We start from the raw sequence: 13,720 nt of genomic DNA on the forward strand, positions 1-13,720 counted from the left end.
GCGCGGCCGGGCCGCGCCCCGCGGGGGCGAGCAAAAACACAAAAACAAACCGTTGTTGGTTCCCAATGGGGCATCCCCAACACGCCACACGCCACCTACGCCGCGGGCCGTCCGGCACCCGTGTAATCGTCGCCCTTCGAGTGATAGGTGTGGATCTGGATCGCCTGGCCCTGGGTGGGCGCGTTGATCATCAGCCCGTTCCCGAGGTACAGCCCCACGTGGTGGATCCGCGTCGACGGGTTCCCGTAGAAGACGAGGTCGCCGAGCTTCGGCTCGCCGGACACCTGCGGCAGCGCCCGGAACTGGCTGTCCGCGGTCCGCGGGAGCGCGACACCGGCTTCGTCGTAGGACGCCTTGGTCAGCCCGGAGCAGTCGAAGCCGGCCGCGCCCGCTTCGGGGCCGTTGCCGCCCCACACGTACGGGAGGCCCAGCTGGCCGAGGGCGAACCGGGTCGCTTTCACGGCGGGGCTGGCGGAGCGCGCCGGGTCGAGGGACAGGGTCGCGTACAGCTGCGCGTTGCCCAGGACGCGCTGGCGGAACAGCTCGGCTTCGTTGCCCTTGCCGCCCTGGTAGCCGGCGATGGCCTTCCACCAGCCGTTGCCGCCGCCGAGGTCGGCTCCGGAAGCGCACAGGGCGCGGCCGGCGGCGACCGAGGCGGAGTCGGGATCGGTGAGCGCGGGTTTCGCGATGCCGGGGATCGACGCGCCGTGCTTCTTCCACTGCTGCGCGGACAGGCCGAGCGGGTTCTCACCGCCGCGTCCGTGGTTCGAGCTCGCCGCGCCGATCCCGGCCAGGGTGACCCAGGACAGGTGACAGTTCGGCTGCTCGCCGCGCAGCGCCAGTTCGCCGTTCGCGTAGCCCATGAGCGATTTCGCCGGGATGTCGAGCGGTCCGGCGAGCTTGTTGGCCCACTCTTCGAGCGGCCGGGCGCCCTTCGGCGTCTCCTGCGCCTTGACCGGCGCGCTGACTTCGAGGACCGACGGACCCGCGCCGCCGCCGACGGTGGCCGGGTCCTGCTTCGCGGCGGGAAGGGGTACGGGCTGACGTCCGTCCACCGGGGCGGGATCGTTCCCGCCCGCGAGCAGCCAGCCCGCCGTCGCGAGCCCGGCGACCAGCGGGAGGGCGACCAGCCCGCGCATCGCCACGCCGTGCGCCCACGACTTCTTGCGGCTGGTTTCGGACGCGCTCGTCGCGGGCTCGGGCTCGGTCACGCCATCCAGATTATTGGAGACCACCTCTGCGTAACGAGCGAACGCCTTGCACGTTAGGGGGACTCTCATATTCTGGACGAATGAGTGAGACGGGAGCGCTCGACGCCGGGCGTCTGAGTGCCGCGCTGTCCGGCCGGTACGCCGCGATCCAGGTCGTGGCGAGTACCGGGTCCACCAACGCCGACCTGCGGGAAGCCGCCGCGAAGGGGGCTGAAGACCGCACAGTGCTGATCGCCGAAGAGCAGACGGCCGGGGTCGGCCGCCGCGCCCGGCACTGGTCTTCGCCGAAGGGGTCGGGCCTCTACGTCAGTGTGCTGCTGCGCCCGGGCGGCGTCCCGTTCGCCAATTTGGGTTCACTTTCCGTGGTCGCGGGCCTCGCGGTCCGGGAGATCGCCGAGGGGCTGGGCGTCGACGCCGTCCTCAAGTGGCCGAACGACGTCCTCGCCGGTCCGGACCGCGCGAAATGCGCGGGCATCCTGGCGGAGGCCGTCGCCGGTGACGACACCACCGTGATCCTCGGCATCGGCGTGAACGTGCTGCCGCTCGGCGAGAACGTCCCGGCCGGGCCCGGCGGCCTGCCCGCGACCTCGCTGGCCGAGCAGGGGGCGACGGAGACCGATCGCGCCGAGATCGCCGTCCGGCTGCTCACCGCGTTCGACGAGCTCGAACGCCGCTGGCGGCTCGCGGGCGGGTCGCTGGCCGAAGCCGGTCTGCTCGGGGATTACCGGCGGTTCTGCGCCACGCTGGGCCAGGACGTCGAGGTCCAGCTGCCCGACGGCTCCTCGCTCACCGGCCGCGCCGCCGACATCGATCCCGCCGGCCAGCTCCAGGTCGACGTTCCCGGTGGTGAGCGGTACACGGTGTTCGCCGGAGACGTCGTCCACGTCCGGCCCGCCAAGGCCTGATCCGTGCGTCTCGATTTCCGGCGTCTCCTCTTCCGCCGGGACCGTTCGCCGGTACGGTGAGCTCACCAGCGCCGAACACACTTTGGGAGCGTCCGTCGTGGCCTATCCGGACGATTTGCTCAGCGAAAACGAGCACGTCGTGGTGCACAGTCACCCGCATTTCAAGATGCTGATCTTCCCGTTCCTCGCGCTGATCGTCACGCTCGGCGCGGGGATTTGGCTGGCCGTCATCGCGAAGGACGCGACGGCCCCGTGGGACCTGATCTCCGAGATCGCGATCGCCGCGGTCGGGCTCGGTCTCGTCGTGTGGCTGTTCCTGGCGCCGTTCGTCCGGTGGCGCACGACGCATTTCATCGTCACCACGGACCGGTTGATCGCCCGCGAGGGTGTGCTCAAGCGGACCGGCATCGACATCCCGCTGTCGCGGATCAACAGCGTCCAGTTCGAGCACGGGCTGCTGGACCGCGTGTTCGGCTGCGGCACGCTGGTGATCGAGTCCGCTTCGGACGAACCGCTGAAATTCGACGACATCCCGAAGGTCGAGCGTGTGCACACGGTGATCTACCGCGAAGTCAACGACAACCCGTACGACGACTTCGCGCCGGGGCCGCAGCAGACCGAGCCGCTGCCGCCGCAGGGGCACCCGCCGCGCGGAAACCGGCGGCGCTGATGGGCACGCGAGAGCTGGGGCTGCCCGAGAAGGTCCCGTCCGTCTACTCCCTGCCGGAGCGGGTGACGATCTGGGAGGTCGGCCCGCGTGACGGTCTCCAGAACGAGAAGTCGATCGTCCCGGTCGAGGTCAAACTCGAATTCCTGGACAGGCTCGCCGATTCCGGGCTGACCACGCTCGAAGCGACCAGCTTCGTGAGCCCGAAATGGGTGCCGCAGCTGGCCGACGCCGAGCAGCTCCTGGCCGGGCTCGACCAGCGCGATGGCGTCCGGTACCCGGTGCTCGTGCCGAACGAGCGCGGGCTGGACAGGGCGCTGGAGGCCGGGGTTTCGCATATCGCGATCTTCGCCAGCGCCACCGAGACCTTCGCCAAGAAGAACCTCAACTCGACGGTCGACGACCAGTTCGCGATGTTCGAACCGGTCGTCACCAGGGCTCGCGCCGAGGGGCTGGACGTCCGGGGGTACGTGTCGATGTGCTTCGGCGACCCGTGGGAGGGCGCCGTCCCGGCCGCGCAGGTCGCCGGAGTGGGTAAGCGGCTCCTGGACCTGGGCTGCTCGCAGCTCTCGCTCGGCGACACGATCGGCGTCGCCACCCCGGGACAGGTCGAGACGCTGATCGGGGAGTTCCCCGGCGTCGACGCGCTGGCCGTCCATTTCCACGACACCTACGGCCAGGCGCTCGCGAACACGTTGGCGGCCCTCCGCTGCGGCGTGTCCACTGTGGACTCCTCGGCCGGTGGCCTCGGCGGCTGCCCGTACGCCGAATCGGCCACCGGGAACCTCGCGACCGAGGATCTCGTGTGGATGCTCGACGGTCTCGGCGTCGAAACCGGTGTCGATCTCGACGCGCTGGTGGCGACGAGCAAGTGGATGGCCGGGAAGCTGGGCAGGCCGAGTCCGTCCAGGGTGGTCAACGCGCTCGCCGGATGAGGTTCGCGGAACCCGCGGCGGGCGATCACGCCGGGGTCTGGTCGGTCACCTGCTTCCACATCGGCAGGAAGAGCCGTCGCCAAGGGGTTTCCGCCGCCTTGCTCCTGGCCGCGGTCGATTTCGCGGCGGGCCGCGGGGCTCGGCGGGTTTCGAACTCGTCGAACGCCGGTCGGCGCTAAGGTCGTAGCGCGTCCTGTCCGCTGCCTCCCCCGTTCACCGGTGGGAACCGATTCCTTGGGGGAGGTGCGGTGACCGATCCGAGCGAGGCCGGGACGGGCCCGATCCGGCTGCCCGTCGAGTACGACGCCCCGACACCACCGCACGGGACGCGCGCTCCGTACGCGCCTTCGCCGTGGCCGCCGGCGGTGGCGCCCTTGCGGGTGCCCTTCCCGCCGAAGCCCGCCGCCCCGCCGCCCATGGGGGCGTTGCGGACGGAGCGGGAGAGCGTGATCGCGTTGTTCCTCGTGCACATGTTCCCGATCGGGCATCTCCCGGTCGCGATGGGGAAACCCGCGCGTCAGCTGCCGCTGCCCGAAGGCGGCTCCGGCCCGCAGGACCACCCCGAGGCGGACGTGCTCGACGATCTGGACGCGTTGTCCCATGTCAGCAGCGGTTTCCGGCGTTCGCCGACGACTCCGGCCGCCGTTCCGCCGCCGGAATTGACCAGGGGACACGATCCGTGGGGCGGAATGTCCCAAGAGGACTGGAACGAGCGCTTCGTGACCGGAACGGGCTATCTGTGGCCGTCCGGCGGCGATCCGGCGACGCCGACGATGCTCGAGGCAGGTACCCATATCGACCGCTTCGGGGATCAGCACGGCCGGGTGTTCGCCGAGGACGCGACCCTGTTCCCCATGCGCTCGCTGCCGCCGGACCAGGCCGGCGCCTACCGGCGTTACCGCGTCGTCCGGCCGCTGCCGGTGTGGCGCTCGGTGACCGCCGGATGGTTCGGCCAGCCGGGCGGCGGGGTGCGTTTCCGCACGGTGCTCGGCGCCGATGAACTCGTCACGCTGGGCTTCCTGGCGGACGTCACGGGGGAGGTTCGGTGAACACGGGGACGATCCTGCGGTGGCTGGCCGCGCTGGGCGTGCCGCCCGAAGTGGTCTCGGTCGGCGCGGAGGTGGACAACGCCTGGTGCCTCATGCGCACGGAGGAAGAGGGCGCCGAGCCCGCCTGGGAGGTCTTCTGGCGGGAGCAGGGCAACCGGTACGACTGGGCGCGGTTCACCAGCGAACAGGTCGCCTGCCACTACCTTTTCGGACGTCTTGCCTGGTCACAGGTCGCGCGTGGGGCCGTCGGGCTGCTGCCCGGCGCGCAGTGACCCGATGCGCGTGAAGGCCCCCTTCCCTCGGCTCAGCCGAGGGAAGGGGGCCTTCACGCACGTTCAGCGCTTCAGGATCGCCAAGACCTCGTCGTGGAGCAGCCCGTTCGTCGAAAGCGCCGAGCCGTTGTCGTAACGCGCTTCGCCGCTCAGGTCGCTGAAGCGGCCACCGGCTTCGGTGATCAGTACCTGGGCCACGGCGACGTCCCACGGGTTCACGATGCATTCCGCGGCGACGTCGAGCGCGCCCTCGGCGACCAGGCAGTGATGCCAGAAATCGCCGAACGCGCGGCTTTCCCAGCACGCGTTCACGAGGTCGAGGTACTTCTCGCGGGAGTGGTACTCCACCCACGAGTTCAGGTCCGTTGTGGACAGATACGCGTCTTCGAGCGACGCGACCTTCGACACCGAGATGCGGCGTTCCCCGGCGGAGTCGCTCATCCAGGCGCCGTCCCCGGTGGCGGCCCACCAGCGGCGGCCGAGCAGCGGCGCGCTGATCATGCCCACCACCGGGTCGCCGTCTTCGACCAGCGCGATCAGCGTCGCCCACACCGGGACGCCGCGCAGGAAGTTCTTGGTCCCGTCGATCGGGTCGAGCACCCAGGCGCGCCCGGTCGCGGCGGTGCCGCCGCGTTCCTCGCCGAGCACCGTGTCGTCCGGCCGGTCCGTGGCGAGGATCGCGCGGATGGCGTCCTCGACGGCGGTGTCCGCGTCGGTGACCGGCGTCCGGTCGGGTTTGCGTTCCACGGCCAGGTCGAGCGCGCGGAACCGGGCGGTCGTGATGGCGTCGGCGGCGTCGGCCAGCCGAGTGGCGAGTTCAAGATCATTCTCGTAGCCGGGCACGGTCACGATGGTTTCACGCCCGGCAGTCGTAGAGTTGACCAGGTGAGCATGGTGCTACTCGCCGAGGACGACCCGGCCATCGCCGATCCGCTTTCCCGCGCACTCCAGCGGGAGGGGTACGAGGTGCGGGTCGTCGGCGACGGGCCCGCGGCCCTCGACGCGACCGAGAGCGACCGCGTGGATCTGCTGGTCCTCGATCTCGGCCTGCCGGGGATGGACGGCCTCGAGGTGTGCCGCCGCCTGCGAGCCAGCGGCACCGAGGTGCCCGTGCTGATGCTCACCGCGCGCACGGACGAGGTCGACTTCGTGGTCGGGCTCGACGCCGGCGCCGACGACTACGTCGCCAAGCCGTTCCGGCTGGCCGAACTGCTGGCCCGGATCCGGGCGCTGCTCCGCCGCCGGGCGCCCGACGTGCTCGAAGCCGGGGGAGTGCGGATGGACCTCGGTGCCCGGATGGTCACCGTCGACCTGCACGAGGTGCAGCTGGCGAACAAGGAGTTCGAGCTGCTCCGGGTGCTGATGAGCCGCGCCGGACAGGTGGTCAGCCGCGACGAGATCCTCGCCGAGGTGTGGAACGACCTCGAATCGAAGACCTCGAAGACACTCGACATGCACATGTCGTGGCTCCGGCGAAAGCTCGCCATCGCGGCCGACGAGGCGGCCGGCCGCGCGGGCAAGCCCGGCGGGAACGGCGACGGCGAACGGCGGATAGCCACGGTCCGCGGCGTCGGTTTCCGCTTCAACGCGGAATAGCATGCGCCGCCGCATTCTCCTGGCGATCCTGCTCGCCGTCGCGGTCACCGCGGCCGTGCTCGGAATCCCGCTGGGGATCACCGCGTGGCAGCTGGTCGAGAACCTCAACCGCGAGAACCTCGCTTCCTCGGCCCGCGGGATAGCGGCGACGCTGGACAACGAGATCGCCGTCGGCCAGCCGATCAACCTCGACCTGGTCCGGGTCGCCGTGCCGCAGGGCGGGCTGCTGACCGTCCGCGCGCAAGGGCAGATCGAGAAACGCTACGGCTCCGACCCCGGTTCGGACGTGGTGTCCGAGCGGGCACCGATCGCGTTGCACGGCGAGGTGGAGCTGTCCGTGCCCGCCGGGCCGATGCGCACCCGCCAGACTCAGGTGACGCTGCTGGTGGTGCTGCTGGTCGTGTTGTCGGTGGGCACCGGCACGGTGGTCGCGACGGTGACCGCGCGAAGGCTCGCGAAACCGCTGAGACACGTCGCGGATCGCGCGGTCAAACTCGGCGGCGGCGATTTCCGGCCGGATCCGAAGCGCTACGGCGTCGGCGAGCTCGACATGGTCGCCGAAGCGCTCGACGCGTCCGGTTCGGCGCTCGCGCAGCTCGTCCAGCGGGAACGCCAGCTCGTCGGCGACGTCTCCCATCAGCTGCGGAGCCGGTTGACCGCGTTGCAGCTGCGGCTCGAACCGCTGACCGTCCACCCCGACCAGGAGGTCGTCGACGAGGCGAAGGCCGCGCAGGAACAGGCGGACCGGCTCGCCGAAGCGCTCGACGAGCTGCTGGCCGCCGCGCGGGCGGCGCGCGAGGTCGGCGCGGAACCGGTGAACCTGGCGGAGGTGCTCCCCGAGGTTTCCGAAGAGTGGCGGCAGCTGCTTCGCGCCGAGGGCAGGCATCTGCGGATCCGCGTCACCGACGGGCTGAGGGCGAGGGCGACGCCCGGCCGGTTGCGCGAGGTCGTCGGTGTCCTGCTCGACAACGCGTTGCGCCACGGCGCGGGAACGGTCACGCTCGCCGCCCGGCGCGGCGACGCGGAGGGCACGGTCGTCGTCGAGGTCGCCGACACCGGTTCGGGGGTGCCCGAAGAGCTGGCACCGCACATCTTCGAACGCGGATTCTCCGGCGGAGGGTCGACCGGTGTCGGTCTCGCGCTCGCCCGTGCGCTCATCGAGGCCGACGGCGGCAGGCTGGAGCTGTCGAGCAAGCAGCCGGCGGTGTTCAGTCTCTTCCTGAAGGTGCCCCGGCCGGGGGATGTGGCCGAGGTACGGTGGCCGGCCGAGCGGGTCCCTCGTTAAGAAACGCCCCAAGGACGTCCCGATCGGGCAATGCCGTGGCCGCGCGGCGACTTACCGTCGGGGGGTGCATGCGACGGCGTTCCGGTACCGCCCACCGGTGAGTCCGGTGGCCGCGGCGACCCTGGAGATCGGCAAGGTGGCGGTCACCGTGCGGCTGTCCTTCGACGGCGCGCTGTACGCGTGCCGCCGTCCACCCGGTGTGGTGGAACGGATGGAGGCCGAAGCCCTCGACCTGCTCTCCAAAGGCCTGTTCGTCAGCGGGATCGACACCCCGGTCGCGACCGTCACCGGGGCGGCGGGCCATCGGTTCGTCCAGCGGAGCGCCGAATTCCGGCCGCCGGACGGCAGGCTCTACCGGGGTATGTGCGGGGTCGGCGCGAGCCGGAACGGGCTGACCCTGACCGGCATCCTCGGCTACCGCCTCGAAGTCCGCGCGGAGTGGGCGAGGCGGGCGGGTGATTGCGGCCCGCCCGGGAGCGCCGCCGAATGGAGCGAGCTCTTCGACGGGGAGCTGGCGTCCATCGGCGGGGTGGTCCTGCGGCGGGCCTCGGTGCTCAGTCTCGGTACTCCGCCGTGACGGTGACGACGAACGCCGCACGGGCGGGCAGGCCGAGGCTGACCCACAGCCCGGTCGGATCGGTCTCCTCCAGGGTGATCGGCAACGGCTGCCCGTCGACCACGAGGAACTCCGTCCCGATCAGGACCCGCAGCGACCGGTCGAGCAGCGTGTGCTCGTCGCGGACCTTGTCCGCCCGCGCGGTGACCAAATAGGACAGTTCGCACCGCTTCGCCCGCACGGCGCCGGTTCCCGGGCCGGCGCCGTGCAGGGCGAAGAGGAACAGATCGACGCTCGACACCCGCGTCTCGGTCTGCCAGGTGGGTTTCGGCGGATCGAGCCGGACCACCGTCCCCTCGGGCAGATGGGGTGCGATGAGCCGGCACAACGCCTCGTCGACCTGGCTGATCACGAGGTCAGATCAATCCCTCACGCAGTGCGTAAGCCACCGCGTGCGAGCGGTTCCGGAGCTGGAACCGGTTGGTCACGTCGTGCAGGATGCTCTTCACCGTGCGCTGCGAGTAGCAGAGCTGGTCGGCGATCTCCTGCGTCGAGAACCCCGACGCGACCAGCTTGAGCACCTCGGTCTCCCGGTTGCTCATGCCACCGAGGTGCAGGCCGCGTGGTTGCAGCACCTGACGCTGCAACCGTGAGACCCGGTGCAGCAGCCTGCCGAGCAGGTCGGGCGGCAGCGCGCCCTCTCCGGCCGCGGCCGCCTTGATCAGCCGGACCAGCACGTCGGCGCCCGCCTCGGAGCGGCGGGCGACGGCGCAGACGCCGTGTTCGATGGCGCTGAGGATCTCGTTGTCGTCGACTTCACCCGCGATGAGCACGATGCGGGTGAAGCCCTGGTGGTGCAAGGCGGACAGCAGTTGGGTCATCGCCTCGTCGAGGCGATCGGTGACCAGGAGGGCCACCATGGTCGGGTCGGCGGTCTCCCCGTCCACCAGCCAGACGTCGTCACGGGAGCGGAGCGTCATGCAGACGCCGTTGTGCAGGATCGGATCGGTCGCGCGGACGACCACCGGTGTCCGGTTCGGTTCGAACATGTGATTCCCATTCCCCTCGAACGGTGCGAGGGCCCCACCCCTCGCGCTACTCACCCTGCCGGGTGAGGTGTCCCGAGCGCATGGGACTCCGGTCCCGGAATTGCCCGAAAAGCCGCCCTTATCGGGGTCGCTTTTTCAGCGACCCAGCCCCGCTTCGCGGGCGCGGACGATCGCTTCGGCGCGATCCGCGACGTGAAGCTTGCTGAAGACGTTCGAAATATGGTTCCGCACGGTCTTCGGGCTGAGACACAGAGTGCTGGCGATGACCGTGTTGCTGTGCCCGCCCGCGATGAGCGAGAGGACCTCTCGCTCGCGGACGGTGAGTTCCGGGAACACCGTGTCGGTGGTCGGCTGAGTGTGGTTGAAGAAGCCGAGGACGCGCGTCGCGATGTCGGGCCCGAAGATCGCTTCGCGCCTCGCGACGGCGTGAACGGCACGGATGATTTCGTCGGGTTCCGCGTCTTTCAGCAGATATCCGCGGGCCCCGGCGCGCATCGCGGAGAAAACGGATTCGCTTTCGTCGGCCATCGTCAGCATGAGCACGCCGACGCCGGGCCGTTCGGTGACGATGTGCCGGGTCGCTTCGGCACCGCTGATATCGGGTAAATGCAGGTCCATCACCACGACGTCGGGCGAGAGCGCGCTCGCCGCGCTGATCGCGTGCGCGCCGCTCGCGGCCTCGCCGACGACGTCGATCAGCGGTTCGTTGGCGAGCAGCGTGCAGACCCCGAACCGGAACAGTGGATGGTCGTCGACCACGAGCACACGAAGACGTTCGTTCATACGGTTCCCCCTGACTCCCCGACGCGGCACGTTAAGCGAGAGGGCCGGTCACGGACAACGCGAGGTCCGGACAGCGGACCGGCGAGAATTAAACGCCTGATGAGTATCGCGTATCGCGGAGGCTCGCCCAACCCATTAACCCTTTCGGCCCACGTTCGGGTCTCAAGTCCGTGAAGGCCTCCTTGAGGGACTCTGGGTCCCTCAAGGAGGCCTTCACGGACCGGCGGGAGTCGGGTGGTAGCAAAGGTCCCTTGCTCCCTTCCCGCAGGTCAGGCGAAGGAACCGGCGTGCTCGCGAGCCCAGTCCGCGAACGTCAGCGGCGCCCGGCCGAGGAGTTCGCGAACGGTGTCGAACACGATCTCCTCCTTCCCGGCCGACTGCCGTTTGAGCTCGAAGATCCCGTCGACCGCCGAAGCGGGCCAGCCGTACCCGAGCATCCGGGCGCGCGAAGCGGCTTCGGGCTCTTCGACGTAGGTCAGGCGCCGCCCGAGCACGTCAGCGAGGATCTCGACCTGTCGCCGCGTCGTGAGCGCTTCGCCGCCGGTGATCGGATAGATCTTGCCCGCGTGCCCGTCACCGGTCAGCACGGTCGCGGCGACTTCGGCGATGTCGCGGACATGCACCAGCGCGGACGCCGGATCGCCTTCGGGGACGCGGATGACGCCATCGCCGCGAACGGCGGGCAGCCAGGCGAACCGGTTGTCCATGAACGTGCCGGGGCGCAGGATCGTCCAGTCCGGCCCGGCTTCGCGCACGGCCCGCTCGGCCTCGGCGTGCACGAGGGAGATCGGATCGGTCTGGCCGAAGTGGACTCCGGTGGTGGAGAGCTTGACGACATGCGAGACGCCGGCGGCGGCCTTCAGTACCGCTTGCTCCTGGGCGAGCGGGTCGGATCCGTGACCGGAGGTCAGGACGAACACGCGATCGACGCCGTCGAGCAGCGCGGGATCGAAGGCGTCGAGATCGCCGGCGGCGACCTTGGCACGAGGATCGATCCGGGCGCGGGAGGGATCGCGCGTCAGAGCACGGACGTGCGCGCCCCTGTCCAGCAGCGCGGGAACGAGTTCGCGGCCGATTTTTCCGGTGGAACCGAGAACGAGGATCATCGGAGAGACTCCTTAGTGGTTGCGCCGCAAGGAGACGCGCGGCAGGAAGAGGGAAGCGGCGAGGCCGATGGCCAGTGCGGGGACCATCGCCCAGAACACGCCGCCGAGTGCGGACGAGTAGCCGGCGGGACTGTCGTCGGTGAAGGCGTTCGTGAACACCGCGCCGAAAACGGTCAGCCCGGCAGTGGTGCCGAGGGAGCGGAGGAAGCCGACGGTCGCCGAAACGGCGCCGAGATCGGTCCTGGCGACGTTCTGCTGTGCCGCCATGGACAGCACCTGCATGTTGAGCCCGGCGGCCGCGCCGAACACGACGAGGTAGGCGACGACGAGCGGCAACGGCGTCGTTTCGTCCATTGTGGACATCGCGAGCGCGGCGGCGAGGCCGAGGGTCATGCTGAGGATCGGCGCCCAGCGGTAGGCGCCGGTCTTGGCGATGATCCGGCCCGCGACCATCGACGACGCGGCGACCGCGAGTGTCATGGGCAGCAGCAGGAGCCTGGCTTCGGAAGGTCCGGCGCCACCCGCGGTCTGCAGGAAGAGCGCCAGGTAGTTGACCGATCCGAGGAAGACGAACCCGGCCGCGGCACTGGCCAGCACGCTCAGGCTGAACATCCTGGAGCGGAACAGCCGGAGCGGGACGATCGGTTCGGCCGCACGGCGCTCGATGAACAGGAAGGCGGCGAGCAGCACCGCGCCGATCGACGCCGACAGGGGGGTCGCCAACGTCAGGCCGACGATCGCGCCGGACAGGACGACGATGCCCGCGAAGTCGAACGGCGCGGTCGTCCGGCGTCGTTCGAGCCGCAGGAACCGGGCGACGACGCCGAACGCGACCAGGCCGATCGGCACGTTGAGACCGAAGATCGACCGCCAGCCCGCCACGTCGGTCAGGACACCGCCCACGACCGGGCCTGCTAGCGAGGACCCGGCGAAGCAGATCGAGAACCAGGCGAAGTAGCGAGCGCCTTCGCGGCCGGGGAACAGTTCGCCGATGATCGCGGCGACCGCGACGAACAAACCGCCGGAGCCGATGCCCTGCAGGACGCGGGCGGTGATCAGCAGCGGCATCGTCGGCGCGACGGTGCAGGCGAGGGAGCCGAGGACGAACAGCGCGATCGCGACGAGGACGACGCGCTTGCGGCCGAAGAGATCGCCGAGCTTCCCGTAGACGGGCGCGCTGACGCTGCCCGCCAGCAGATAGGCGGTGGTGACCCAGGCGAAGGACGTGGCGCCGCCGAGCTCACCGACCATGCGGGGCAGAGCGGTCGCGACGACCTGGGCGTCGAGCATCGCCAGGAACACGGCGGCGAAGAGCCCGACGAGGGCAAGGGTGTTTCGGGCGCGCGGAGGCGCGCCGAGAGTGGTGCTCAAGAAAGAGATCCGTTCACTGGAAGAAACGAGGGAACGCGAGGGACGCGGAGCGGTGCTCGAAAGCAGCCCCGGATCCCCGCCAAGACGGGAAAAGGCTCAACCGTCATCCGAACCGGATGCGGTCCTCTTCGCGCTTGGCGATCACCTCGGATTCGTCCCGCTCGACCGTACGAACCCGGCCGGCGTCATCAGTGAAGGAACGTTGACATGGATGACCTTAGGCAATCACATGTCGTTTGACAAGTTGTTCAGTGGAGGGGAACGACGTCGTCGTCCTGCTCGTCGCTGTCCCGGCGGCGTTTGCCCAGCTCATCCGGGAAGACCCACTTCTTGAACCCCCAGAAGCGGAAGAACATCGCCAGCAGCATGCCGATGATCGACCCGCTCGTGAAGTCCGCGAACTCCTGGACGAACCGCGTCACGTGCGGCACTTCGAGATCGAAGATGTAGCGCGACGTGTAGAGCGGGATCAGGTTGACCACCACGGCGATACCGCTGATCACGAAGAAGAGCGCCGCCTCGTGATGCCGCTCGCGGCCGCCGCGGGTGCGGAAGGACCACTCGCGGTTGAGGATGTAGGACACGATCGTCGCGACGATGATCGCGATGGCCTTCGCCGTGGTCGGCTTCGACTCCAGCACGCTGAGTTTCAGCAGGTACCAGACGCCGTTGTCGACCAGGAACGTCGTGCCGCCCACGATCGCGAACTTCAACAGCTCACGGTGCTTGATCAGCACGGATCGGAGCGGCTCGGGCGTCCTGGAAAGGACGGATTCGACCACGGTCACCAGATCAGTCTAATTCGCGACGCCCGTCGAGCGGGTTGGCAGGGGATGGGGAGCGCGATATATGACGCTTTGGGCGTTTCGGTGACGTGGGGGGGGGTGGGGGGGGGGTGCGGTTTGAGGGTGCGGTGAATCAAGCAGGCAAACACA

Annotated in this window: 17 protein-coding genes; 9 read left to right on the top strand and 8 right to left on the bottom strand. The window is 69.7% G+C overall.

The window, feature by feature from the left end; all coding sequences use genetic code 11:
- Nucleotides 1-95: 95 nt before the first annotated feature.
- A complete protein-coding gene (locus ACFWIW_RS37250; protein WP_378372784.1) occupies nt 96-1,211 on the bottom strand; it encodes a C40 family peptidase in 1,116 nt (371 codons plus the stop codon).
- An 80-nt stretch (nt 1,212-1,291) separates the two neighbouring features.
- On the opposite strand from ACFWIW_RS37250, the gene ACFWIW_RS37255 reads away from it, so the two are divergent.
- From ACFWIW_RS37255 to ACFWIW_RS37280, 6 genes are all read left to right on the top strand, one after another.
- Nucleotides 1,292-2,116 carry a biotin--[acetyl-CoA-carboxylase] ligase gene (locus tag ACFWIW_RS37255; RefSeq protein ID WP_378372785.1) on the top strand — a complete coding sequence of 275 codons (825 nt, stop codon included), beginning with the start codon at nt 1,292-1,294 and terminating at the stop codon, nt 2,114-2,116.
- Between the two features lie 97 nt (nt 2,117-2,213).
- Nucleotides 2,214-2,786: a PH domain-containing protein gene (locus tag ACFWIW_RS37260; RefSeq protein WP_016331358.1), complete on the top strand. Its 573-nt coding sequence runs from the start codon at nt 2,214-2,216 to the stop codon at nt 2,784-2,786.
- Nucleotides 2,786-3,718 (top strand): hydroxymethylglutaryl-CoA lyase, encoded by a 933-nt coding sequence (locus tag ACFWIW_RS37265; RefSeq protein ID WP_378372786.1) that lies wholly within the window; start codon nt 2,786-2,788, stop codon nt 3,716-3,718. Before ACFWIW_RS37260 ends, ACFWIW_RS37265 begins: the two co-directional genes overlap by 1 nt.
- The gene (locus ACFWIW_RS37270) at nt 3,715-3,897 is read left to right on the top strand and encodes a hypothetical protein (RefSeq protein WP_378372787.1); all 183 of its coding nucleotides are present in this window, start codon (nt 3,715-3,717) and stop codon (nt 3,895-3,897) included. Before ACFWIW_RS37265 ends, ACFWIW_RS37270 begins: the two co-directional genes overlap by 4 nt.
- Before the next feature lie 69 nt (nt 3,898-3,966).
- A complete protein-coding gene (locus ACFWIW_RS37275; RefSeq protein WP_378372788.1) occupies nt 3,967-4,767 on the top strand; it encodes a TNT domain-containing protein in 801 nt (266 codons plus the stop codon).
- Nucleotides 4,764-5,039, top strand: a complete 276-nt coding sequence (locus ACFWIW_RS37280) for a hypothetical protein (protein WP_007031910.1) — start codon at nt 4,764-4,766, stop codon at nt 5,037-5,039. The genes ACFWIW_RS37275 and ACFWIW_RS37280 overlap by 4 nt, the downstream gene beginning before the upstream one ends.
- A gap of 63 nt (nt 5,040-5,102) precedes the next feature.
- On the opposite strand, the gene hisN is transcribed toward ACFWIW_RS37280, so the two are convergent.
- The gene (gene hisN, locus ACFWIW_RS37285) at nt 5,103-5,888 is read right to left on the bottom strand and encodes a histidinol-phosphatase (RefSeq protein ID WP_378372789.1); all 786 of its coding nucleotides are present in this window, start codon (nt 5,886-5,888) and stop codon (nt 5,103-5,105) included.
- Nucleotides 5,889-5,930: 42 nt separating this feature from the next.
- Here hisN and ACFWIW_RS37290 point away from each other — a divergent pair, with 42 nt between their 5' ends.
- From ACFWIW_RS37290 to ACFWIW_RS37300, 3 genes are all read left to right on the top strand, one after another.
- Nucleotides 5,931-6,635: a response regulator transcription factor gene (locus ACFWIW_RS37290; RefSeq protein ID WP_038519243.1), complete on the top strand. Its 705-nt coding sequence runs from the start codon at nt 5,931-5,933 to the stop codon at nt 6,633-6,635.
- A gap of 1 nt (nt 6,636) precedes the next feature.
- Complete coding sequence (locus tag ACFWIW_RS37295; protein ID WP_378372790.1) at nt 6,637-7,920, top strand: ATP-binding protein; 1,284 nt, start codon at nt 6,637-6,639, stop codon at nt 7,918-7,920.
- Between the two features lie 64 nt (nt 7,921-7,984).
- Nucleotides 7,985-8,497, top strand: a complete 513-nt coding sequence (locus tag ACFWIW_RS37300; RefSeq protein WP_378372791.1) for a hypothetical protein — start codon at nt 7,985-7,987, stop codon at nt 8,495-8,497.
- Here the strand turns inward: ACFWIW_RS37300 and ACFWIW_RS37305 are convergent.
- The 6 genes from ACFWIW_RS37305 to ACFWIW_RS37330 form a co-directional block, all read right to left on the bottom strand.
- A complete protein-coding gene (locus ACFWIW_RS37305) occupies nt 8,475-8,888 on the bottom strand; it encodes a hypothetical protein (protein ID WP_378372792.1) in 414 nt (137 codons plus the stop codon). The two genes, ACFWIW_RS37300 and ACFWIW_RS37305, sit on opposite strands and share 23 nt — an antisense overlap.
- Before the next feature lie 4 nt (nt 8,889-8,892).
- Nucleotides 8,893-9,525 carry a response regulator transcription factor gene (locus ACFWIW_RS37310; RefSeq protein WP_016331368.1) on the bottom strand — a complete coding sequence of 211 codons (633 nt, stop codon included), beginning with the start codon at nt 9,523-9,525 and terminating at the stop codon, nt 8,893-8,895.
- A gap of 135 nt (nt 9,526-9,660) precedes the next feature.
- Nucleotides 9,661-10,308, bottom strand: coding sequence for a response regulator (locus ACFWIW_RS37315; protein WP_378372793.1), 648 nt, complete (start codon nt 10,306-10,308; stop codon nt 9,661-9,663).
- A gap of 269 nt (nt 10,309-10,577) precedes the next feature.
- Nucleotides 10,578-11,414 carry an NAD(P)H-binding protein gene (locus ACFWIW_RS37320; RefSeq protein ID WP_378372794.1) on the bottom strand — a complete coding sequence of 279 codons (837 nt, stop codon included), beginning with the start codon at nt 11,412-11,414 and terminating at the stop codon, nt 10,578-10,580.
- Between the two features lie 12 nt (nt 11,415-11,426).
- Complete coding sequence (locus tag ACFWIW_RS37325; protein WP_378372795.1) at nt 11,427-12,785, bottom strand: MDR family MFS transporter; 1,359 nt, start codon at nt 12,783-12,785, stop codon at nt 11,427-11,429.
- 248 nt (nt 12,786-13,033) lie between these two features.
- The gene (locus ACFWIW_RS37330; protein ID WP_378372796.1) at nt 13,034-13,573 is read right to left on the bottom strand and encodes a GtrA family protein; all 540 of its coding nucleotides are present in this window, start codon (nt 13,571-13,573) and stop codon (nt 13,034-13,036) included.
- Nucleotides 13,574-13,720 lie beyond the last annotated feature (147 nt).

The organism is Amycolatopsis sp. NPDC058340 (assembly GCF_042723975.1).
GTDB lineage: Bacteria > Actinomycetota > Actinomycetes > Mycobacteriales > Pseudonocardiaceae > Amycolatopsis.